Here is a 23,031-nt window from a genome sequence, read left to right as displayed (position 1 = left end):
TAGATATGGGAAAATAAGAATGGAAAGATGCTGACTGCTGACGATATTCAAGTAACAAGTACCATAACAGCACCCTCAGTATAGAAATAGTGTTCCTCTCCTCCTCATGCGACATTGCATACAAAACACTTACTTTTTGTGTGGAAAATCGATAGTTCTTGAGTCTCCTAAAGATGGCTTGGTGGGCCACAGTTTAGATAGTATCTAACAAGAAAGTTCAAGTAGAAGAATAGTTTCTAGTATGGATGGAAGAATGTTTCAAAAGTATCAATGGCATAAAGTAGAGTGAAATTTTGAAACTTTAGATATTTTCTGACCCAGGCTGTTAAGCAGATGATTATTCAACCTCTCTTCAGATCTTATATAACTTTACTCAACAAATAATCAAGATAGATAAGTCACAAAATAACACTTTAGCTAAATAACATCCTATTTAGTTTCTTACCTGTAGAAAATAAAGGTAGTTAGTTTAATTTCCTTGAAATGAAGGCAATCTAATGTATTCTCATGTGAAAAATTTGATGGATAGATGGATTAGATCAAATGGAGTTGTGTGGGAAAAAGTCTGTAATTGATGGTTGCGTACCATTTATTGTCTCTGATAATTACTTACAAGAGACAGGTAGGGCCCAGGGCAAGTGGAGCCAAACTTCTCTGCCACCTGAAATTGGCGATACGGAGTTCACGACGTGTAGAATATGCGACGATATTACTTTGACTGGAAGTAGCTGTACGTTTAATGACCACTATCTTTCGTGTATTCGCTATCAAAAAAATACAACACTACTGATATTTGGATTTGAAGGAGTTAGTTCCATTGGGTTTTCCAAAAATGATATAAATTATTTGATTAGACCTGGTGATGTTTGGTTGGTGAATACCGGAGGCAGTAAGCTTTTTCGATATACACCTTCTAAGCAAAAGAATGAAATGGTTGTAATCAAATATGCAACAAAACGTGTCGGTTTTGCCTTTCCAAATAAATCTAGAATTTTTTCCGATAATGGAACACCTTGGCTTATGAGGCTGGGTTATCAAGAAGCAAATGAATCCTGGATTTCAGACTTAATGGGAAACCCTTTTAATACGGCTTTAGATTGTTTGAGTGCTGAGGCAAAAACGCTCGATGTATTGGCTCGATGGCTGAGACCTCTCGCTGAACTTGCACCTGATGATACTCCCGTCGCAAAAAAATCATCCGAAATGGACAAGATAATAAACTTGATGACGGCTGATTTAGCTAATGTCCCTTCGCTGGAGGAAATGTCAAGAATAGTAGGGATGAGCCATAGTCGATTAAATAGAACCTTCAAAAAGACTTTTGGCAAGACAGTATTTGGTTGGCTAAGAGATTATCGGTTGGCGAGAGCACGATCACTGTTAAAAGATAAGCAAAGAAGTATTACAGATATTGCTTTCTTATGTGGATTTAGCAGTGCAAGCCATTTTGCACAGACTTTTAAACAGAGATATAGCTGCACTCCTATTGAATTTAGGAATAATGAAAGACTACAGGAAGTGTACTGTGAGTATGGAATCAGTTAAGTCTTTTAAGAAAGCACAAAACATTAACTTATTACTTCTTATCCTGGTTGCCAATGGAGTAGCGCACAGTCTATTTGTTATAACATTTCCTTTACTTGGTAGAAATTTGGGGCTAACAGATATTCAAACCGGTTTTATATTAACGGTCTCCTCTCTCGCTATGATGATTTCGGCTCCATTTTGGGGGGTTAAAAGTGAAATTTATGGAAGAAAAAAAATTATATCTATTGGTATATTGGTCACGGGTTTATTTTTGATATTGACCGCAAGTACTATATATATAAAGCTAACTTTTGATATAGCTGTGGTGTCTGTCTTTTTAATTATACTTTGCTTAAGGTTATGCCAGGCAATCGGGGTTGGAGGCATTATGCCGGCAGCTCAGGCATTTATTGCTGATCTCACCTCTCGTGACTACCGCGCAAGAGGAATGGGTAAAATGGGTGCTGCATTCGGAGTTGGTACTATTGTTGGTGGTTTCATAGCAATGCTTATTGGTAAGCATTCCATTGCAATAGGCTTCTCGATCGTTGGATTAAGTCTATTAATATTGTGGTGGTTAGGCTGCAATAATCTACAAGAATCAAAGGAAATTGGAAGTTCGTCATTAAATACAAAATTTAAATTATCTTATAAGAATCTGCTACCAATGTTGTTCATAACATTTTGTGGTCTGCTAATTTATGGAACATTACAGCAAGTTATTGGTTTGAGGTTACAAGATGAATTTGGTTATTCCTCAGGAGAGGCACTTAAAAGAACTGGTGCAGTAATGATGACCAGTATGACAGTTATGGTTATAACTCAGGGTGTGTTAATGAAATTACTTTCATGGTCCCCTGAGAAGTTACTAATAGGTGGTTGTATCATTCAAGTTGTAGCCTTAGTTATATCTGCTTCTGCAGATTCTTACCTGTGGTTATTCTTAGGCATGGCAATTCTGGGAGGTGGAATGGGTTTACTTTTTCCCGGAAATCTCGCGTTATTAAGTCTCAGCGGTGATGAGAATACACAGGGGAAAATAGCTGGAATCAATGGCGTCAGTAAAGGCTTAGGATTGGCCCTGGGCCCATTGATGGGAGCATTTCTTCACCAGTTTTCCCCTCTCTCACCTTTTATGTTTACTATATTATTAGGTGGGCTAATGGTCGCTGTTAGTTTTTGGAGAGTTAAAAATCATAAGTTAATCCTTCTAAAAGGAAATCAATCAATCTAATTTCTCTGGTGTAGCCAGAAACTGACTGAAATAGTAGTTCTGGCTATCAAGGGAATTTAGCTGGCTACGAAACAAGGCCCAACGGATCTTTTTAGACCCTTCGCTATGATATTCATATGGATTTCTGATGTTCCATCTATAATACGATACAGTCTAGCATCGCGATAGAAACTCTCAATCACCTCTTCATCGTGACAGCCCGAGGCGCCAAAGACTTGGACAGCCCTATCTGCAACACGCCCCAAAGTTTCGGTTGCGAGTATCTTTACTTGGGAAATGGCAGCTCGAGAATCTAAGCCAGTATCAATTTCCTTAGCAGTTTGTAGAAGAAGTGCTCTTGCAGCTGCAATTTCAATATTACTATCAACAATCATTTGTTTTATTTGGCCAAAATCAATGAGAGCTTTACTAAATTGTTGACGATCTTGGGCGTGTTTCTTCATCAAATACAGCAGACGATGGCACTTTCCAATTGCCCTGGCTCCGACTTTACTTAATCTCGCTTTTCCTAATGTATCGCCGAGGATTCTAAAGCCGTCATTCTCCTCTCCTAGCAACGCATCTTTTCCCAGAATAAGATTGTTGAAAATTAGCTCACGATGCGTTGTACCCTTAAATCCGAGCATATTAAAACTTTTGCCATAGGAAAATCCCTGTTGACTCCTGTCAACCAAAAATAAAGAGATTCCACGTGGACCAAGATCTGGTTGAGTTACAGCTGCAACTATAAAGTAGTCACAGAAATCCGCATCACTAATGAAATATTTTCTTCCATTAAGTATCCAGCCGGCATCACAGCGTACGGCCCTAGTAGTAATAGATGCCGCATCAGAACCTGCCTCAGGCTCAGAGACAGCTAATGCTGAGTGCCGATCGCCTCTGATACTAGGAATTAAAAAACGCTCAATTTGTTCGGATGTACCTTCCTTAATACACTCATAGATATTTCCTGCCGCACGACGTGCAAGAATTTCCTTGGTGGCTCCGAACTGTTCTTGCAGGAGAACGTTATCTAATGTGGTGAGTCCCCCTCCTCCAAATCGGCGATCAATATTGGCCGCAAAAAGACCTTCTTGTCGAGATTTTCTTATGATTTCATTAGAAGATTCTGAACTTATTCCACCAGATTTTTCAACCTCCTTTTCAAGAGGAAGGAGTTCTGTTTGTACAAAATCACGTGCTCTCTGAACAAGCTTTTCTTGTTGTTTTGTTAATAATGACATGTTTATCCTTTAGCTGCTGGCTTCCATTAAAAATTAATTGCTTAACATGTATGATGGTTAGTCCATAAAAGTAGACATGTCTCGGCATACTGAATCGAAAGCAGAAATAAATCTTAATGCTTCTTGGGAATTCAAAACCAATGGAGGTTGAATGCGCATCACGCGACTATTGTTGGCAGTAAGAAAAGTTAAAATATTATGTTCTTGAGAAAGCTTTGTAACGAATCTTAGGGAAAACATATCTTCCAAATTGGACTCAATTGCATCAATGGCAGCAAGCATATGATGCTTGGCATTATCTGACAGCATTTTGTAAGTTTCACGAGAATTCCAGGGTAAGCGATGAGCAAGTTCCTGAGCAGTAGCATTAATACTGCCTTTGAAAGACTGAGAAAATTCAATTGCAAGCATAAGTCCCATTCCCCTTACAGACTTAATGAAGGGGTATTGACTGGCAATTTCTTCTAATGAGCTTTTAAGTTTTTCTCCCATAGCTATAGCATTAGCCGCTAAATTTTCTTCTACAATAACATTTAAAGTCGCAAGAGCCGTAGCAGCAGCCAGGTTTCCGCCTCCAAAAGTTGATGTATGCAAAATACAGCGATCCATACTACCGTAAGCGCTATCCCATAAACGAGGATTTGATATCGTAGCACCAATTGGAATAGTGCCACCGGAAAGTGACTTGGATAATATTAAAATGTCAGGTACCACATTTTCCCACTCACAACAAAAGAGTTTACCGGTTCGACCTAGTCCCGTTTGCACTTCATCGAGAATCATTATGACATTATATTTAGTACATAAGCGCCTGACTTCTTTTAAATATCCTTTAGGTGGTAATAGAACACCGCCTTCACCCTGTATAGGCTCAAGGATAAATGCCCTCACGTCACCTTTCTGTAATTCCTCCTCTAATGCGGTCAAGCAACCGAAAGGTATTTCATGGCATTCAGGTAATAGAGGTTCGAATTCTGATCTATGTTTGGTGCGGCCAGTGATAGATAATGCCCCAAGGGTTTTTCCGTGATAGCCATTATCACAATATATCAAACGACCCGTTGAAGTTGCGGCAAGAGCCATTTTAATAGCAGCTTCCACAGCCTCTGTACCTGAGTTACTGAGGAAGACTCTTGATAAATCTCCAGGAGCAAGCTCAGCCAGCCTCTCTGCAAGTAGAGAAGCATGATATGGCATGGAGACATACTGAACAAAAGTAGGATTCTCCGATGATAAATAATCTGTGATAGCTTTTGTTACTTTAGGGTGATTATGGCCAGTATTAAGGCACCCATAACCGGCAACAAAATCTAAGTAAATTGTTCCATCCATATCAGTGAGTTGACATCCACTTCCGTGATGAAAAACACGTTCAATATGATTAAATTGGTAAAAATCTGCCATCACAGGATTAATGTGATGTCGAAATCTACTAATGGTTTGAGTGCGCTGTAGGTGTTTTGAAGTATCAAGAGAGACCTGAATATCACGATGATGGCGAAGAAGCCCATAAAAATGGGAATCGGTAATCCACTCTCCGTCGGTGGCCATTGGTACAGTGGTAAAACCATGTTTTTCCGCTAGTTGGCCAATGTTTAATACACGCTCTGGCGGCAGTATTCTACCTAATGAATAGTCTTCTCTGCATTGCTCTAAAGTTAAAACTATAGTTTCTGCTAAGCAACCATTCATGAACTTCTTTGGAGCAAAATTTTTAGTGGCTTCCCCGAAGCTGACTTCAGGACCTGCAGAAATCAGGCCACCATCTATAATCAGAATATCTTCTCTCGGCTGTAGTGTGGGCATTACATCCTTAGGTAAGGCTGCGTCAACCACTATTGAGCCAGAAAGAAGTCTGGCTGGATCTATTACACTGCCTGTAGAAGTTGCGGCAATATAGAATTTAATTCTACCGTAACAATCTTCAATATTATTAGTGAGCGTTACAGATGAATGCATCTGGCTAGGCAGGTAGTTCAGATATTTATCAGGATCGCTCTTACCTCGATGCACTAATGTTAGGTGACAACCTTTGTCGATAAGTAGTTGAGCAATAGTGAGAGAAATAGAGCCTGGATAGCCTATAATGGCAACTTCTATACCTTGAGGTGATAGTTCGAGCCGCTCCATAGCTTGTAGAATGTTTCTTTGAGCAGCATAAGCTGTTAGAGAGTTACCTGTGGTGATTGGAATTGAGCATTTCTCTGTTGTCTGCAGGCCCCGATTTCCAACGATGCCAGTGAATCCACCTAACCCAACTAGTTCTGCTCCTCGGCTTTGTAAGTCATTGATTCCCTCAATAACACGTTTTGTTACATTTCGATGTTCCGAAAGCATTTCCTCTGCGGTTAGAGGCATATAGTGGATAATTCCACTACATTGTGACCCTGCCTTACTGATAACGGAATCAAAAGTAGTAAATGGCACAAGGTTTTGCTTTTTCCAGTAGTCCTCATGATAACCATTACTTTGCTCATCAATATTTCGGTTGACCAAATCAATAAGTTTAACATGACGCTTCAGGGCAACTGATGTTGGGTGAGCGATAAATCCAAATTTCATTCTTTTAAGTCCAAATTCAAGCTGTAATTCGATTCCAGGAGGCTTCAGAGATTAGGCTTAGACCATCTCCATCAGAATTGTGGGATAGAAGCACCTCAGCAATATTTATTCTTCCCTTTTGATTCAAAAGATCTCCTATTTGCTGCTCCTGATAGCTACTAACCCTTGTTCGATTAACAATGATATTGCGGGAAGTAACAGGCTCTCTCTTATGATCGGTATGGTTCTCCTGAAGTGGTAAAGGCACCACTACCTGTCGACCACAGCCGGATGGTGTTCTTTTGTCCAAATATGTTTGAATCATTGATAAAACACCATTGCATAGATACAAAAGTGTAATATTAATTTTTGTCCCATTTGGGTTTTGAGATAAAGCATGGACAAGTTGACTCTCAATATTGGGGACCAGTGCTCGTGCACCATCGCCAATAAATGCCAATACATTTTTATCAGAAGTTCTAGCAATGTAGGGTAGGGCAGAAAGCGCATCTCCCATTAGTGCTCTTCCGTACCAGCCAGAAAAACTACGACAGGTCCTTGGTATATTACGTATTGCAGATAACCCACAGCGCCCTACATCATAAACACCAATGAATTCAAATGCATTGTTCTCAATTAATCTCCTAACCTGTTGACCTAATTTCAACATGAAATAATTGGCTGACATTGGAAGGCTGGCCATATAATCCCCGGGTACACATTCGTCAAGATTTGTAGCCTCTGTCAAGTATGCTAAGCGATTTGCTTTGATGTGATCCTGTACGTCTAAGTGCGCCTTTATATACTCCAAGAGTTTTACAAGAGGCATATTAAGGGCAATATTGCTGTAAGGAGAGAGATGACGTTTATTTTTATTAACTTGGACGATATGGATATTACGCTTCAGTTTACCTTCTGAAAATGGGGTCGCAGCCTGATCAATTTTATGTTTTAAAAAAAATTGACTAAGAGTATCCGGCCCTCGTAGTTTTCCATTGTCATGTAGGTAGTGATAAACCCGTCGACTGAAAGCATAGACGCCGAAGGTTCCAAGATAGTTTTTATTTAGTTTTCCATTTCTATAAGCTTGAACCGTACCTGGATGAGTTAATGAATCGGTAAGAGCTATACCTGCATCTTGCGCAATCTGGGTTACCAACTCAAGCTCATACTTAGAAAGCGGACCACAGTTCCAGAGTAATCTGATATCAGAATTGTTAATTAAGTTCATAACAGTATCGAGATCATTCTGATGTATATCATTAGGTTCGGATACTTTTGATATGAATTCAGATGGGCTAAATGTATTCTCCCTAGACTCGAGTATATTTGGAGTGGCAAAAATAAAAACGGGACCAGGATTTTCATGCATGACTTGAAAAGCCTTATTCAGCTGTTCTGATAAGGTTTCCCGATCATGTAGGTATACGTGGGGTATCCTTCTGGCAGCTATGACTTCACGCCCATCAGTATCAACGTCAATTGTTCCCTGAAAAGCAAACCAAGAATCAGCTGGACTATCAGCACATATAATTAAACCTGGGGCTTTTGCTCTTTGAAGGTTGGATAAAGTACCACGAAATTCATCAATCATACCAGAAGTGACTGTAATAACGTATGAACGCTCGAATAGTTGCCATCCTGCTAATGCGCCAGCAGCTAAACAATGCTCATTATTACCAGTTAAACATCTGGGCGATGAATCATCCTGGACATCCGTACATAATGCCTGTATTGAGCGAATTAAGTTGGCTACCATAGAGCCCGTATAATAGTGGAAATCCCATTGCTTCGGCCAGAATTCTTGCATGTGACTAAAGATTGCCTGGGCGAGTCCAATTGGTGATTTAGTGGTTGCTGCAGTTCTTGATAATAACTTATTGAGATAACCGTGCTCCATGTGATCAATCAATAGTTTTAGCAATTTCGCCCTAACTAAATCCGGATCGTCTTGTAGAACTTGAATCTGAGTACTGCCATCAACATATGATAAAATACTATTTAGACTCTCTTCTGGCACGTACATAACTTTAGAAAATGGAGTAAGTGTACGTACTTTACAAGATGATATTAATAAATCAAAAGGGCTTTCGGGTAAGCTAATGTTGGCCTCTTTGGAGTATTCAGGTAAATATTCAGTGTCAACAATAAATATGTCAAAAACAGTATTTTCCCCAGGCAACACCTTAATTGCTTCATTTAAATCTCTAAATATATATGGAGTAAATGAGAATTCATGACGTTTGCCAGCATTCGTTAGATAGTGTTGAGCTTGTTTTATAGTGGCATTCAATATGTCCCTATTATTTTTCGGCGGTAGAGAAAATGGCTCTATCGTAAATGAGCAATCATCCTCAGGATTTTGAATGACATGGATAAGAGAAAAAATATAATCCAGCTCTTCAATAAGAGCAGGGTTCTCAGAAATAATGCATATCCCTATGTTGTGATTCATCTCTAAAGTTGAGCCTCTAATTCATTTTGTTAAATATCGTTTGGGTCAATAATTTTTTCTGATATAAGCAGAGCCTGCAGAAGAAAAAAATATCCCCATATTGTTTCACCTAAACTTTCTTCGCTAGAGTTAATGCGAAAAAAACAACCGTTAAAATATGCCTCATGGGACTGGTCGTTTATATTGAAGTAGTCAGACTCAATTATATTTTTAATAATAGAGTTGGCTTCTGCTCGCCAATCAATCATATTGTTTGGACATGTGGAAAGTTTATACATGGATAATGCCGCGATCAGTGATGCAGAGGGATCCAGGTGATTTCGATTTCCATTTTTAAGGTTCTTAGGGAATTTATCAGAATATTCATTAAGCCATTCAACGCACAATGATTCAGCCAATGTATGATAATCTCCGCCCCAAAGACGGGAAGCAGTAGCTAAGCCCAAAAGTCCCCAACTATGGCCTCGAGCCCAACCCTTGGAAGAATTGCTTATTTTTATTTTATTGCTTCCAAGTGTAGCATTTGCAGAAAAATTACCACTTGGGTCGAGCATAAACTTAATAATTGAATCGGTGTGTGATTTTGCAGTAGAACGGGTTTCAGAGTCACCATACTGTAACAGTTGGATAAGAGCAGCAAGGCCATCAATATTTAGTGTGTTTTTTCCTTTTTCTCCTGCCCCCAAAGCGGTTCCCATAGGATAGCAATCCCACTTCGAATTGAAACTTTGAAAGATGGTTTTTGCTGCTTTTTCCGCAAATAAAATAGACTTAGTATCGTTAAATAAACGAATGCCAGGCGCTAATGCATACCAATAAATCATGCTGCGGAATATTGTGTCTGAATATAGTTTTGGTGTGAGACGTTCTAAAATAGAAGACGCGTAATTTCTATCAATATCCTTTCCACTGACTTTTGCCTTTAACCACCAGCTGCCACACCAAAATCCGCCCATCCAAGAACCTCCTGAAGAAAATTTCCACTGATTATCCTGGGGGGATGTAAATATTGGGAAATTATCATCACAAGAATAAGAAATTCTTTCTAAAGTATTGGTTATGGCATATATGGCTGTGTAATTTACACTTGTAGAAGAGTCTGAAAAAGATGACTCTTTATTCTCTACCAACAAAGAATTATTCATTTTAAACAGCTTCTTGTTGAGTGAGAGAATGTTGGTTTGCAAGAATCAGGCAAGAACTCCCACTTATCAACAGGATTAAAATAGTAAATATCCATCCACTTGAAAAAGATTCAAAGAATGAAATGATCATTCCAAAAATAGATGATCCGACGGCTATACCAGCAAAAAAAGCAGCAGATATCATTCCAGATGCATAGGCAATAGGGCCAAATCTTGAATCCTTTACAACCATTCCCATAGCTATTGCATTAGTTGCCACAATACTTAATCCAATTCCAATGACTCCAATATAAATTGGCCAAGAGGCCTCAATATTTGATTTCATTGTGATAAATATGGCTAGAATAGCGAATCCAATCATCCCTACGATAAACATTGCTTGATTATCAAATGATGAGGCTATAGGTGTCATTATAATTCGAGAGGACATTCCTGTAATACCAAACAATGTAATGAGAAGCCCTGCTTGCTCTGGGCTTAGGGATAAACTGATTGCAAAGCTTGGTATATAAGTGATGTATGCAGAAAGAACTGCTCCAATTCCTCCTTGGGTTAACATTAATAGCGCAAGCTTTCTATTTGGAATGTATTGTTGAGAGGATTTCCTTACTAGAGGCTTATTTGGTGATACTTTCCAACTAAGTATTGCCATTACTATTGCTATAGGTACTACAGCCAAGAAGGATACTCTCCAACCCCAATTATTTGCTATAAAAGGCAGAGTGAAACCGGCAAGTAATGCTGATAACTGCACTCCAGATTGCTTCATACCGACCATCATGGCCTTACTAGAGTCTGGGATTCTTAGTGCAATTAACTTATTAGTTAAGGGATTGGCTAAGGCTTGAGAAAGACCAACTATAGAAATTGCGCCAATGATTGTCCATAAGCTATCCGAGATACTAATTATAAAAAAAGATATTGCAATTGTTATGAAGTGAAGAACATATGATGCCCTAAGACCAAAATAGTCGACAGCATTTCCCGCAAATAGGGATAAAATTGATGCTAATCCAAAAGAAACCATCACAATATAGCTCAGGTCACTCTCTTGTACTTGTAGTGCTTTAATTAAATATGGGCTCAGCACACCAGTTGCATAAAGAATGAACATTGGTAATGCCATTGCAAGTAAAAGAACCAGTCCAATTTTTATTTTATCGAACGGATCTATATGAGTTGGAGGGGCACTCATGATCGATTTAATCCTTTTTAGGGAAATGGGGTATCCAAAATGGTAGCAAAATTATGTTACAGTATCGTATTCACTATTCCTTGATTGTTCTCTGCTCTTTCCCAATGAAGAGATATTTTCCACAAGCATTTTTTTATTAATTTTTCCGGCAGGGGTCATCGGTAGTTGCCGGTAAAATTGCAGATACTCTGGTAGTTTATTTACTTCCAGGCCTTGATCCCTAAGGTAATCATTAATTTCATTAAGTGAGAGAAGATCTGAACCTTCGCGCAGAGTGATACAGATACAAACTCTTTGGCCAAGATCTTCGTCTGGTACAGGAATACAAGCTGCACTTATAATCTCAGGATGAGAGGTTGCAATTTTTTCAATTTGAACAGGGCTAATATTCATTCCGCCCCGAATAATGATATCTTTTTTTCTCCCGAGAAGAATAAGATATCCATTATCATCAATACAACCAAGATCACCAGTATAAACCCAGCCTTCATGATCCCTGTAACGTTGGTCTAGATCTGGGGCATTTACATATTGCATCGGCGTCATCGGCCCTCGCCCAGCTATTTCTCCTATCTCCCCTTGAGCCAAAGGTTGCTTTTGATCATCTACAATTCGAATTTCACAAATACTAGGATTTGGACGTCCAACGGATCTACAAATAGAATCTAAAGAATCTTCCAATGTATTATGGCAATTAATACCATCGGCTGATCCATAAAGGCTAATAATTCTACAGTCAAAAGCACTAACACAGCGATAAATTGTCGCTTGATCAATAATGGCGCCACCACTGACAATGGCCGTAAGACATGATAAGTCAGTTTTTTGTAGTTCTGCAGCCGCCGCCATACGCTGAAACATGGTGGGAACACCAAAAATATGACTTGGTTTATGTTGCTGTATAGCCTCTATAGCAGTAGTTATATCAAACTTTGGAAGAAGTACTAATGAACCTCCCATCCAGGAAAGCACGCCAAATGTCGCACTAGAGCCAAATGCAGTACCCAAAGGCATAAGGTATAATGCACGAAAGTCTCTATTGGGCTTAGTAATTCTTTCTAAAAATCGTCCTCTTCCACCCAATATAGCATTGTGTGAATAAGCAACTAATTTGGGTTCTGATTCAGTACCTGAAGAAATGAGAAACCTTACAGGGCTATTAGGGCATACTTTGATCGGTGTTTTAAGCGGATCATTTTTAAATAATTCATCAAGATCATTCCAGTTAGTTTCACTGGATGCTGGTTTATCACCTTGGACGATAAATGTTCTCAATGATAATGCATTTGGACGAATCGATTGAATTATTTCACAGTAATCAATATCTGCATAAGATCTTTCAGTAATCAATACTCTGGCATTAGTACGCTTGATAACAGATTTAATATCAAGGCTGCCTCGCCCAAGTGGAATCGGACAGACAACAGCACCGATTGCAGCACATGCAAGATCAATAGCACATGATCGCCAGGAGTTGACCAGCTGATAAACAACAACGTCCCCACTGACAATCCCCAATTTTAAAAAACTATTAGCAAGCCGGGCTGCGGATTCAGATAATTGGCTGTAAGTTGTTATTGTATCTTTCTCAAGTACTGCGGGTTTATTTGGTTGTTTTATAGCGTTTTCGCAAAATTTTTCATAAACAGTTTGCTCGGGATAATATCCTTTAGAAGTCCAATCCTGTCGCACCGAAATGGGCACTATATCAATCACACCTGTATTGTTCATTTGAATCTCCATGGCGTGGTTACACGAGAATAATTTGAGGTTTGAAAGTTTTCTTTAAAGCGAGGCTGCTTGGGTAGCTCTTCGAGTGACTCTATTACTTGACTACATGGGATGTTATGTTTCTCGAAAATAAATAACCACTCTTGAGCATTTTTGTCTTCAAGAATTTTCTCTAATTTTTCATCTATGTTCGATTGCTCTAAATCTCTGACCGTCAAATTTATTTCATCTAGCAAAGGAATTAGTTCATTAGATGAGGAGAACTCTAGGATGATATATCCATCTAAGGTCTTGAATAGCCTTCCTTTCTGAAATTCAGGCTTTTTATTTTTTTCCCTAATAGATTTAATAATTGGTTGGGTTAAAAGTGTCGCGCTTCCTAGTAATGAGGTATCTACACGACATCCCTGGTTATTAAAAAATTTACGGAATAGACCTAAGGTGGTTCCTTGAGCTGAAATTATCCCACCAAGAACATCGAGGGCTGTATATAGAGTACCTCCATTATTCTTATTATTATGTGAAAGCTCACTAGCTAGTCCAGAATAAGCCTGTACGGTGAAATCAGTACCAGGATAGTGCACATCGTTATCTAGAATTCCCCATCCACCGGCATAGTTATAAACAATATCAGGATTTACCTTTTTCAAATGTTCGTGGTCGAGTTGTAGTTGCTTGGCTTTTCCTGGAGCCCAGTTATGAATAAAGACATCCGCAGTAGATACTAATGAAAGAACTTCAGCGCGACCCGCAGGTGTTTTAATATCGATTTCCCGAACCTCTTTAAGATGGTTTAGTGCGTCAAATCGCGCTGAACAATCTCCAGCAAGAGGAGGCATTCCTCGTAATGGGTCACCACCAGGTGGCTCAATTCGTACTACCCTAGCTCCCAATAAGGCTAGTAAATGGCCAGCTATAGGCCCTTGAATCCGTCGGCAGGATTCGATAACAGTAAGTCCACTCAAAGGTTTACTTTGGTCAGTAATAAAGTTATTTGAAGTATCTTGATTTAAAATATTTTTTGAAGAATCTTTGTATATATCATTATTAATAACTTCAGGTCTAAGTTGCCATGGGCCTCGTTCCAATAAAATAGATATATCTCTATCAGTGGACCTTTCTAAAAGTGTTCTCTGACGACATACTGCGACCCCCGATTCACTTGCTAACAATTCAATATCTTTAAATTTATAAGAAGAAATTTTTGATATGAGGGTTCTTGGCAGATATGATGTTGCTTTCGCATACCGCTGCAGAAATGACTGCCAACCTTTGCTCATATCCTCCTGGCTGATCCCAAGAGCACTCCAGAATCGACGCCAAGGTTCTGGAGAAAGAGTTTCTAATTCAAAAAGCACACCATCTGCTGAACAGAAAGGTGGTCGTTGAGAATGATCGTGTACTCCGGGAGGAATATTCTCCGCATATTCATTTACAGTTGCACCAGCAAGGTATTGCCCAACACACAATAACCCTGCAGATACCATGGAGGTTTGAAATCCTCTCGAATTTAATCCGCGTCTATGGCCTATAGCGGTGGCTATACAGCCTAAAAGAGTTAAAACAGCTGATGCGCTAGATAGATAGGGAGCATTCAAGGCATCTATTCCACCAATGGAACGTCCATGAACCGACATCAAGCCAGTTGCGGCTTGAATCACAGACTCTGAGCCTTGCCGTAGGGGATCATCTGACCAAAAAGAGAAAAGGTTTTCCTGAGTTCGTCTATCTGAAGATATAAATTTGAATGGAAAATTTACATCACTATTTAAACTTAAATCATTTTCTACTTGAATTCCTAACGCATGGCACTGATACTGAAAAGTATTTATTGTTGACTGTAGGTGAACCGGAACTTCTTTAAAGTTACCAATAATTGTACAATCGCTAAGAAATTTATCCATTTCCATAATTTATATACCACCAAAATCTGTTGCCAGTAACACAATCAATCAATCAATTAAATTAATTGAGGTCGTTATTTAAGAGCAACAAGGTAACTCTGGTTATTTCTCTACCGGTTAGATTAGGTATCACTATATAATGTAAAAAGGTGAGTCGATAATGCCGACCACCTTTTTCAGATGTTAAGGTTTTTTACAGTTTTTTTATTTGTTTTTAATTAGCCACCTGCGACAGCTGGAAGTATAGTAATGACATCGCTTGATTTTATGTCTGTAGCTAATTGGTTTTTGAAGCGGATATCATCTTCATTTACATAAATGTTCATAAATTTGTGAACTTCCCCTTCTTTTAATAAGCGCTCTCTGATCCCTGGATATTGCGATTCTAGAGATTCTATTAACTCTTTGACTGTTTGTCCTTCAGACGTTACTTCTTTTTGATTGTTAGTTAGAGTTCGTAAAATAGTAGGAATCTTTACTTTCACTGACATGCTTTTATCTGCCTATTTGTTTTATTGCGATACTACGTTAATTGTTTCTTCGATGGCCTTTTTGTCTACTATGCGATAGCTACGCACTTCACCAGGTTTACCCCCAGTTGTTGAAACCAAAACATAACTGGCATCAGGATACCAAGCATGTTGAATATCTTCTTTACTTGGAAAGGCGCGGGAGTTTGTATGTGAGTGATAGAACACCATTGGCACTTCATTTTTTTCTTCCATTTCTTGCCAGACCTTAAACTGTTCTTTAGGGTCAAAAGCAAAAAAATTTTCAGAGCGTGCTGCATTTTGCATCGGCACTATTCTATGGGGTACTTGATTATCTTTTTTACCAAGAATAATGCCGCAAGCCTCTATAGGGTGCTCAGCAAGTGCTTGATTCATAATAGATTCTATATGTACATCTAAAATCTTCAGCATAGTAAATTTCCAGTCTGTGCTTTAGTGTTAATAAGCTGGAAGTTCAGGTTCAATATCTTTAATCCAGGCAAGAATGCCTCCATGGAGATTGTAAAGATTAGTGAACCCCTGATTTTCTAAAGCGGCCAGAGCTTGTCTGGATCTTCCACCAACTTTGCAGTGTAAAACTATGAAGGTGTTTTTATCTACCGACTCTAATCCACGCCCGGCTAGAATGTCAGCTTTAGGAATATGAATAGCACCTTCAATACAGCAGATGTCACGCTCTCCGGACTCCCTTACATCAATCAGCAGATGCGATTTTCCTGTCTGCCGAATTTTATGCAATTCAGTGGGTGTTAAAGTGGGAATTTCTTCTTGTGCTTGCGAAGGCTTAGTTAGTCCGCAAAAAAATTCATAGTCACAGAGTTCTGTAATTGGTTGTCTATCGGGATTACGATAAATGGGTAATTTACAGAAGGTCATATCCAGTGCATCATAGACCATCAATTTCCCAATAAGAGGACTCCCAATACCGGTGAGTAGTTTTATGGCTTCAGTCGCCATAATTGAGCCTATTGCTGCGCATAGGACTCCTAACACCCCTCCCTCCGAACAGGAAGGTGCATGCTCAGGGGGGGGCGGCTCTGGATATAGATCACGGTAGTTGATTCCTATATCGCCAGGAGCATTTTCCCAAAAAACAGAGGCTTGGCCTTCAAATCTGAATATTGAACCCCATACATAAGGTTTTTTGGCCATTACGCAAGCATCATTGACTAGGTAACGAGTAGCAAAATTATCTGTTCCATCTAGAATAAGATCATAATCTGAAATTATTTCTAGAGCATTTGTCCTATCTAGACGTGTTTCATACAGTTCAACATGAACGAAAGGGTTGACCTCTTGAACTGTTGCTTTTGCGCTATCGAGTTTATTTTCACCTATATTGGATTGGCCGTGGATAACTTGACGCTGAAGATTAGAGGCATCTACTGTATCAAAATCTACGATACCGAGTGTTCCTACTCCCGCTGCAGCCAGATACAGTAATGCCGGTGATCCGAGTCCGCCTGCACCAATAATCAAAACTTTACTGTTTTTTAACCGTTTCTGCCCATCAATTCCAATATCTGGCAACAGTAGGTGACGGCTATACCTCTCCATTTCTTGTTTACTGAGTTCGTGAACGGGGCTGACAAGCGGGGGCAGTGTCATTACGTAGTCCTTGTTATATCTTTTATCTATCGAATTTGATTATCAAACCGTTTTTTATTGAGGTTCGATATAAAATTAGGCTCAAGATTTTGTCATATCACGAACAGTCGAAAGGGTTAACGGCGTTCAGCAATTGATATTCCTTCGCTCCTGTAATGATAGGAAACGATTGCAGAGCAGCCTATTGTGTTCTCATAAAGCAAGTTTAAGGAACGATGTGAATCCTGAAGCTAATTTTGTTTACAGGTTAATTTGAAGCAAATAGGAACTCTGGAATGAGATTTAGATCTGTTTGGTATCTATAGCTATTTATTGCGTTTTCTACTTAACCTTGTTACCAATTTGTCAATAAATGGCTTAAAGCTTTAGTTGTTAGCTTTTAAATTTTATAAATAATTTAATCTGACTATGTTTAGAAATCTCAATTGTTAACCGCTGGGTTTTCAGGCCATATGTCTTATTGGGTAATCTTTGATTATAAAGTTTGTGATTAGATATCTATTGTCAGAAAATATTGGAATTATCAATGTTGTTTAATAAATCCTCCTTTGGGGATGATGCTCAATTTTTTTTATTTGATACTCTAGTGGCTCCTTTACGGTGGGAGATTCTATCAGCAGGGATAAAGCTTAAAATATTTGATTATCTGCAGGATGCACGTACAGCTAAGGACGTTGCTCTTCACTTTGATTTTCTAGAGAGCCGGGCTGAACTTTTCCTTAACTCAATGGTTTCAATAGGATTGATTGATAAGTTTAAAGGAAAGTATCAAATAAGTAGCTCCTATCGTTCTTTATTGACTTCTGGTTCCGATTCTTCTTTGTGTGGGTTATTGCAGCATCTCAGTCAGATAAAGCATGTAAGTGAATCTGAGATTATTGACCTCCTGAGCAGTAAGCATCAGAAGAAAAATGGCCCTACTATGAAAGATCCAGAATTTTGGAACGATATGATAGAAGGCCTTAGATTATTTCATTTATCAGTTAGAAATCCAATAGTTTTAGATGTTCTAATGTCACAGCCTAACTGGTCTGATGTTAATCATATATTGGATCTCGGAGCAGGTTCAGAGCAGTTGGCTATAGATCTACTTTCGGTTAAGCCAGATCTTAAAGTAACAATTTTTGATTTGCCTGGTATTGCCTCTCTAATTAAAAATCAAGTTTTTCAAAAAGCACAGATAAATGTTTTAGAAGGTGATATGAACACAGCTTCTCTAGGGAGCGGATATGATTTAGTTTTTGCTTCGATGGTCTTATATTACGCCAATGATCTTACTCATACCTTAGAGAAAATACGTCAATCTCTTAATCCTGGTGGAATGTTCCTTAGCTTTCATGAAAAGCTGAACAGCGAAAGAACATCTCCTGAGTTTCACATTGTTGGTCGTATTCACGCAGAACTAAAGTTGGGTCCACTCTCTTTATCTTCTGGTTCAGTAGAAAAAGCTCTTGCTGAAGCTTGCTTTAAAGATATCTTTACTCAAGTCTTGAAGACTCCGTTTGGTGATATCGAGCTGGTGAGTGGAATTGCTTAGTAATGGTTACTAATTTTTGTTAGAAAAATATTCTCTTGGGAGACCATATATAATGGAGCAACTATTTAGAGGGATTCTATCGCGTCCAAAATTTGTATTGTCTGTTTTTTTGCTTTTTTTTGTTGCCTGTACAGTTGGTGCTAAAAACCTTTTTTTTCGTGGTGATTATGCAATTTTTTTTGATGATTCGAATAAAGAGCTTCAGGCGTTCAATGAGATTGAAGGTACCTTTAACAAGACTGACAGTTTGGCGATAATTATAGCGCCAGAAACTGGCGATATTTATACTGAAAGATATCTCGAATTGATAATGCTCCTCACAGAAGATGCTTGGAATATTCCTTATTCCAGTAGAGTGGATTCCATTGCCAACTATCAGCATACTGAGGCTCAAGAAGATGATCTTTTAGTTGAAAATCTCGTATTCAAGAATTATCCGTTAAATACAGAATATATTAATAAAGTTAAGTTTGTTGCTGAGAATGCCCCAAGGCTTAAGGGGGCCTTGGTCTCAAAAACAGGTGATTCCGCAGTTATTAATATCACTTTTCAATTGCCGTCAGGCGATAAGACCGCTCGAGTAGCTGAAATCACGGACCATTCAGATAGGATGCTTGCTTCCTATCAAGAGTCATACCCTGATGTTTCATTTCATCAGGCTGGCATCGTTGCTATGAACTCTTCCTTTACCAAGGCTGCTCAAAAAGACATTCTCACTTTAGTGCCAGTAATGTTTGCGGTAATTAGTTTATTATTAATTATGACGCTAAGGTCGATCACCTATGTAATTTTAACCTTGGTTATTGTTGTTACAAGTGTAGTGGCAACTATGGGGATTTATGGTTGGGCAGGAATGTATTTGAGCATTGCCACAGTTAATGTTCCCACAATGATAATGACTTTGGCAGTGGCAGATTGTGTACACCTGATTACCTCTGTCAATGAAGGCAAAAGGCAGGGATTGGAGAATCGAGAAGCTGTTGTTCATAGTTTTAAACTGAACTTTATGGCTATTTTAATTACTTCTGTGACGACGGCTATCGGATTCCTAATAATGAATGTTTCTGATTCGCCTGTCTTACGGCATATGGGTAGTTTATCTGCTTTGGGAGTTATGCTGGCTTTTGTTTTTTCGATTTTCCTTTTGCCAGTGCTGTTATTATTGATGCCAGTAAAAGTATATAAGGAAAGAGGAGGTGTTTATTCCAAATTATTTCAATTGCTACCAAATCTGATAATTCGTTACCATCGAAGTATCTTTTGTGTCTCCACTATTGTGGTTTTGATTGCTGGCTATATGGTGATGCAGAATCGAATAAATGATGAGCCGATAGAGTACTTTGATTCCAGTCATAAATTTAGAATTGCTGCCGATTATATGGAGAACCATATTAGCGGCATGACTAATATTAGTATTGCTGTCAAGTCTGGTAAATCACAGGGTGTAGTTGATCCTGATTTTATTTCTATGCTAGATGATTTTACAAATTGGCTTCGTATGCAGCCACAAATAGATCATGTTGCTAGTCTAGTGGATACCTATAAAAGGTTAAATAAAAACCTACATGGTGACAAGGAAGAATACTACAAGTTACCCAATGATAGAGAGTTGGCTGCACAATATCTTCTATTGTATGAACTTTCCTTGCCCTATGGATTAGATATTAATAATGAAGTCGATATTGATAAATCAGCGGTTAAACTGCAATTGACAACTAAAAATTTAGGTAGCGGTGAGCTTGTTGATTTTGAAAACAAAATATATGACTGGTTCAGTAGCAATGCTCCACAATATGAAATAGTTGCATCCAGTCCCTCTCTTATGTTCGCACATATTGGAGAGACAAACATGCATAGCATGCTTAAATCATTACCAATTATTTTAGTGTTAATTTCTACACTCTTAGTTATTGCATTAAAGTCTTTGAGGATTGGAATAATTAGCTTGTTACCTACATTGGTTCCAGTTTTATTGGGGTTTGGTTTATGGGCGTTTATTTCAGGAGAGGTGAATCTAGGTTTGTCTGTTGTCGTGTCACTTACATTGGGTATTGTGGTGGATGATGCTGTTCATTTTTTGAGCAAATATCAATATTCTCGTCGGCAGGGAAACTCCGTGGAAGAAGCAATATCCTACTCTTTTAATACCGTGGGGCGTGCTCTCTGGGTAACTTCTCTCGTGCTGGTTGCTGGATTTCTTGTTCTTGCATTATCTAGTTTTCGGTTGAATTCAGATTTAGGGCTTTTAAGTGCTTTAGTGATTACAATTGCCCTAGTTGTCGATTTCTTACTTCTGCCAGCTGTACTTTTAATTTTTGATAGAAGAACGGATATTGTGCAAGCCAAGGCCAACAATGAGTTTTTGTCTGCTGCCAATTAAAAATATCAATAGGAAAAATCATGATAAAGAATGGAATTTTAACTTGCCTGTTACTTCTTTTGGCTTCCCTCGCGATGGCGAATACCGAAATGGGGCTGGAAATTGCCAAAGAGAGAAAGGTAAGAGATGAAGGCTGGAGAGACTCAATTGCAACTGTCAGTATGTTGTTGAAAAATGCATTGGGTGAAACTAGCTCAAGAGAACTTAGGGTTAGAACTCTGGAAATTGAAGGTGATGGAGATAGAGGATTAACTGTATTTGATGAGCCTCGTGATGTAAAAGGAACTGCTTTTTTATCCTATTCTCACATTAATAGTCCAGATGATCAGTGGCTTTATCTACCTCGGTTAAAGAGAGTTAAGCGAATAGCCTCACGAAATAAATCAGGGCCTTTTATGAGTAGTGAATTTGCCTATGAAGACATGACTTCCTTTGAATTGCAGAAATATAAGTTCAGCTATCTAAGAGAGGAGCTAATAAAGGGGAGGGAAACCCTTGTTGTGGAACAAATACCTACTGATGAGTATTCTGGCTATACAAGGCAGGTAGTCTGGATTGATAAAGATCACTATCAACCAATTAGAACGGAATTTTACGATCGAAAGGGAGAGTTATTAAAAACATTACATTTGGAGGACTATCGCCAATATTTGGAGCAATATTGGCGGGCACATGTTTTGACAATGATAAACCATCAGACGGGCAAAAGTACTGTGCTCACCATTCATGATCTTAAATTTAAAGTAGGGTTGGGTGAAGATGATTTTAATGTAGCGACGCTTAAAAGAATACGTTGATTTTTTTACAATGAAGCTACACATCTTTAATTGTCTTTTTTTTATATTTTTACTTGCTTCCGCCTCTAGTGCTAGTTGTGTCGAATTACGAGGGATTGCTGCAGTTGAGTATCGCCAATTCCTTGCTAGAGGCGAGGTCGGTCAGAAGACCTTTCAGCCTTCTGTTTTTGTTGAACCAGAACTCTATCAATCTTTTTTGAAAGACAGTGCTAGCATCACTGTAGTACCTTTTTTACGGTTAGATGCTTTAGATGATGAACGGTCTCACTGGGATATCCGTGAATTTATGGTGCGATATCACTTTAAAGAGCTAGATCTTGAGGTTGATCTTGGAATAGGTAAGGTATTTTGGGGTGTAACTGAGTCTCAGCATCTAGTGGATATAATTAATCAAACTGACAGTATCGAATCATTAGATAATGAGGATAAACTCGGTCAGCCAATGCTTCATGTATCATGGATTAAGGAATGGGGAAGTGTTGAGGGTTTTCTACTCCCTTATTTTCGAGAACGTACATTTCCAGGTGAGGATGGGAGACTTAGTTTAGGCGTTGAAAATTCGTCTGCTCAGTATAAGTCCTCGAAAGGGAATAGGCATTTGGATTTTGCAGCTAGATACTCTACTAGTATGAATTCGGTTGATCTGGGGGTAAGCTATTTCCAGGGCACTGGTAGAGATCCTGATTTTATCTATAACCAGCAGCAATTGTTACCTTTTTACCGGCAGATTAGACAAGTTGGAATTGATGCCCAGTGGCTAAAAGGAGATTTTTCTTGGATTTCCGAAGCTCTATGGCGTGATACTGGTGAAAAAGAGTACTTTGCAATAACCGCAGGTTTTGAATACAGCCTTGTAGGGATCACTGATACAAATATGGATTTAGGTATTCTAACGGAAGTTTTGTATGATTCCCGTGGACAGAGTGCTACGACAGCATGGCAGCAAGATATTTTTATAGGAACTAGACTTACAGTTAATGATATCGCAGGGACTGAGATATTGCTGGGGGTAACCCAGGATCTTGATTATTTTAATTCCAGAGCTATAAAGCTTGAAGCATCGAGCAGGATTACAAATTCTTGGCTGTGGAGGGTGAATGGATGGACTTTTAATAGTTATGGTAAAGAGGATCCATTGAGTAGTTTCCAAAAAGATGATTATTTAGAGGTAGGTTTAGAATATTATTACTAGTACTTTAGGGTTGACTAATTTCTCAAAATTACCTTATTAAGGATCTTCGA

16 protein-coding genes are annotated in these 23,031 nt (G+C 38.7%); 6 read left to right on the top strand and 10 right to left on the bottom strand.

Annotated elements, in window-relative coordinates:
* Window positions 1–543: 543 nt before the first annotated feature.
* A complete protein-coding gene (locus tag ACJJI0_RS10985) occupies window positions 544–1,545 on the top strand; it encodes a helix-turn-helix domain-containing protein (RefSeq protein ID WP_444882576.1) in 1,002 nt (333 codons plus the stop codon).
* The gene (locus ACJJI0_RS10980; RefSeq protein ID WP_444885928.1) at window positions 1,532–2,761 is read left to right on the top strand and encodes an MFS transporter; all 1,230 of its coding nucleotides are present in this window, start codon (window positions 1,532–1,534) and stop codon (window positions 2,759–2,761) included. Before ACJJI0_RS10985 ends, ACJJI0_RS10980 begins: the two co-directional genes overlap by 14 nt.
* Before the next feature lie 56 nt (window positions 2,762–2,817).
* On the opposite strand, the gene ACJJI0_RS10975 is transcribed toward ACJJI0_RS10980, so the two are convergent.
* From ACJJI0_RS10975 to moeB, 10 genes are all read right to left on the bottom strand, one after another.
* Complete coding sequence (locus ACJJI0_RS10975; RefSeq protein ID WP_444882575.1) at window positions 2,818–3,984, bottom strand: acyl-CoA dehydrogenase family protein; 1,167 nt, start codon at window positions 3,982–3,984, stop codon at window positions 2,818–2,820.
* A gap of 57 nt (window positions 3,985–4,041) precedes the next feature.
* A complete protein-coding gene (gene pigE, locus ACJJI0_RS10970; RefSeq protein WP_444882574.1) occupies window positions 4,042–6,546 on the bottom strand; it encodes a prodigiosin MAP biosynthesis aminotransferase PigE in 2,505 nt (834 codons plus the stop codon).
* A gap of 16 nt (window positions 6,547–6,562) precedes the next feature.
* Complete coding sequence (locus ACJJI0_RS10965; RefSeq protein ID WP_444882573.1) at window positions 6,563–8,980, bottom strand: hypothetical protein; 2,418 nt, start codon at window positions 8,978–8,980, stop codon at window positions 6,563–6,565.
* Window positions 8,981–9,009: 29 nt separating this feature from the next.
* Window positions 9,010–10,125, bottom strand: a complete 1,116-nt coding sequence (locus ACJJI0_RS10960; RefSeq protein ID WP_444882572.1) for a hypothetical protein — start codon at window positions 10,123–10,125, stop codon at window positions 9,010–9,012.
* Window position 10,126: 1 nt separating this feature from the next.
* Window positions 10,127–11,320, bottom strand: coding sequence for an MFS transporter (locus ACJJI0_RS10955; RefSeq protein WP_252084775.1), 1,194 nt, complete (start codon window positions 11,318–11,320; stop codon window positions 10,127–10,129).
* A gap of 51 nt (window positions 11,321–11,371) precedes the next feature.
* On the bottom strand, window positions 11,372–13,051 hold the full coding sequence (locus ACJJI0_RS10950) for a class I adenylate-forming enzyme family protein (protein ID WP_444882571.1): 1,680 nt from the start codon (window positions 13,049–13,051) through the stop codon (window positions 11,372–11,374).
* Entirely contained in the window at window positions 13,048–14,961 is a 1,914-nt protein-coding gene (locus ACJJI0_RS10945; RefSeq protein WP_444885895.1) for a CoA transferase, read from the bottom strand. Before ACJJI0_RS10945 ends, ACJJI0_RS10950 begins: the two co-directional genes overlap by 4 nt.
* A gap of 212 nt (window positions 14,962–15,173) precedes the next feature.
* Window positions 15,174–15,446 (bottom strand): MoaD/ThiS family protein, encoded by a 273-nt coding sequence (locus tag ACJJI0_RS10940; protein ID WP_444885894.1) that lies wholly within the window; start codon window positions 15,444–15,446, stop codon window positions 15,174–15,176.
* Window positions 15,447–15,467: 21 nt separating this feature from the next.
* Entirely contained in the window at window positions 15,468–15,878 is a 411-nt protein-coding gene (locus tag ACJJI0_RS10935) for a M67 family metallopeptidase (RefSeq protein ID WP_252084779.1), read from the bottom strand.
* 27 nt (window positions 15,879–15,905) lie between these two features.
* Window positions 15,906–17,075: a molybdopterin-synthase adenylyltransferase MoeB gene (moeB, locus tag ACJJI0_RS10930; protein ID WP_444885893.1), complete on the bottom strand. Its 1,170-nt coding sequence runs from the start codon at window positions 17,073–17,075 to the stop codon at window positions 15,906–15,908.
* A 526-nt stretch (window positions 17,076–17,601) separates the two neighbouring features.
* Here moeB and ACJJI0_RS10925 point away from each other — a divergent pair.
* From ACJJI0_RS10925 to ACJJI0_RS10910, 4 genes are read left to right on the top strand one after another with little or no spacing between them, the layout of a single operon-like run.
* Window positions 17,602–18,612, top strand: coding sequence for a class I SAM-dependent methyltransferase (locus ACJJI0_RS10925; protein WP_444885892.1), 1,011 nt, complete (start codon window positions 17,602–17,604; stop codon window positions 18,610–18,612).
* Between the two features lie 52 nt (window positions 18,613–18,664).
* Window positions 18,665–20,992, top strand: coding sequence for an efflux RND transporter permease subunit (locus ACJJI0_RS10920; RefSeq protein WP_444885891.1), 2,328 nt, complete (start codon window positions 18,665–18,667; stop codon window positions 20,990–20,992).
* Window positions 20,993–21,012: 20 nt separating this feature from the next.
* On the top strand, window positions 21,013–21,789 hold the full coding sequence (locus ACJJI0_RS10915; RefSeq protein ID WP_444885890.1) for an outer membrane lipoprotein-sorting protein: 777 nt from the start codon (window positions 21,013–21,015) through the stop codon (window positions 21,787–21,789).
* A 10-nt stretch (window positions 21,790–21,799) separates the two neighbouring features.
* Window positions 21,800–22,981 carry a hypothetical protein gene (locus ACJJI0_RS10910; RefSeq protein WP_444885889.1) on the top strand — a complete coding sequence of 394 codons (1,182 nt, stop codon included), beginning with the start codon at window positions 21,800–21,802 and terminating at the stop codon, window positions 22,979–22,981.
* Window positions 22,982–23,031 lie beyond the last annotated feature (50 nt).

This window comes from Microbulbifer mixtoriginis (SeqCode) (genome assembly GCF_052466695.1).
Note: the sequence above shows the minus strand (reverse complement) of the source record. Positions and strands in the feature narration are given on the sequence as shown.

Coding starts and splice junctions, on each gene's coding strand:
- ACJJI0_RS10985 (WP_444882576.1), top strand. CDS start 544: ATGGAGTTGTGTGGGAAAAAGTCTGTAATTGATGGTTGCGTACCATTT.
- ACJJI0_RS10980 (WP_444885928.1), top strand. CDS start 1,532: ATGGAATCAGTTAAGTCTTTTAAGAAAGCACAAAACATTAACTTATTA.
- ACJJI0_RS10975 (WP_444882575.1), bottom strand. CDS start 3,984: ATGTCATTATTAACAAAACAACAAGAAAAGCTTGTTCAGAGAGCACGT.
- pigE (WP_444882574.1), bottom strand. CDS start 6,546: ATGAAATTTGGATTTATCGCTCACCCAACATCAGTTGCCCTGAAGCGT.
- ACJJI0_RS10965 (WP_444882573.1), bottom strand. CDS start 8,980: ATGAATCACAACATAGGGATATGCATTATTTCTGAGAACCCTGCTCTT.
- ACJJI0_RS10960 (WP_444882572.1), bottom strand. CDS start 10,125: ATGAATAATTCTTTGTTGGTAGAGAATAAAGAGTCATCTTTTTCAGAC.
- ACJJI0_RS10955 (WP_252084775.1), bottom strand. CDS start 11,320: ATGAGTGCCCCTCCAACTCATATAGATCCGTTCGATAAAATAAAAATT.
- ACJJI0_RS10950 (WP_444882571.1), bottom strand. CDS start 13,051: ATGAACAATACAGGTGTGATTGATATAGTGCCCATTTCGGTGCGACAG.
- ACJJI0_RS10945 (WP_444885895.1), bottom strand. CDS start 14,961: ATGGAAATGGATAAATTTCTTAGCGATTGTACAATTATTGGTAACTTT.
- ACJJI0_RS10940 (WP_444885894.1), bottom strand. CDS start 15,446: ATGTCAGTGAAAGTAAAGATTCCTACTATTTTACGAACTCTAACTAAC.
- ACJJI0_RS10935 (WP_252084779.1), bottom strand. CDS start 15,878: ATGCTGAAGATTTTAGATGTACATATAGAATCTATTATGAATCAAGCA.
- moeB (WP_444885893.1), bottom strand. CDS start 17,075: ATGACACTGCCCCCGCTTGTCAGCCCCGTTCACGAACTCAGTAAACAA.
- ACJJI0_RS10925 (WP_444885892.1), top strand. CDS start 17,602: ATGTTGTTTAATAAATCCTCCTTTGGGGATGATGCTCAATTTTTTTTA.
- ACJJI0_RS10920 (WP_444885891.1), top strand. CDS start 18,665: ATGGAGCAACTATTTAGAGGGATTCTATCGCGTCCAAAATTTGTATTG.
- ACJJI0_RS10915 (WP_444885890.1), top strand. CDS start 21,013: ATGATAAAGAATGGAATTTTAACTTGCCTGTTACTTCTTTTGGCTTCC.
- ACJJI0_RS10910 (WP_444885889.1), top strand. CDS start 21,800: ATGAAGCTACACATCTTTAATTGTCTTTTTTTTATATTTTTACTTGCT.